General features: G+C 66.0%; 1 pseudogene. It reads right to left on the bottom strand.

The features are described 5' to 3' along the window. Positions 1-444, bottom strand: a pseudogene (locus FEI13_RS18865) (DNA-directed RNA polymerase subunit beta'); the annotation flags it as partial.

A 444-nucleotide genomic window follows, 5' to 3' on the forward strand; every position in this document is an offset into this window, starting at 1 on the left:
GCGGTGCAGGGTCGGGGCGCGGTTGAGCAGCACGGGGTGCTCGCGGATGACGTCGGCGAGGATGTCCCACACCTCCGGCAGCTCGCGCTCGACCATCTTCTTGGCGGCCTTGATGGTGGAGGCATAGCCGAGAGACTGCAGCTTGGAGTAGATGAACGGCTTGAACAGCTCCAGCGCCATCTTCTTCGGCAGGCCACACTGGTGCAGGCGGAGGGTCGGACCGACGGTGATGACCGAGCGGCCGGAGTAGTCCACGCGCTTGCCCAGCAGGTTCTGGCGGAAGCGCCCCTGCTTGCCCTTGATCATATCGGCGAGCGACTTCAGCGGGCGCTTGTTGGACCCGGTGATGGCCCGGCCGCGACGACCGTTGTCGAGCAGCGCGTCCACCGACTCCTGCAGCATGCGCTTCTCGTTGCGCACGATGATGTCGGGCGCATTGAGGTC

It is taken from the genome of Halomonas urmiana, from assembly GCF_005780185.1.
In the GTDB taxonomy this organism is placed as follows: domain Bacteria; phylum Pseudomonadota; class Gammaproteobacteria; order Pseudomonadales; family Halomonadaceae; genus Halomonas; species Halomonas urmiana.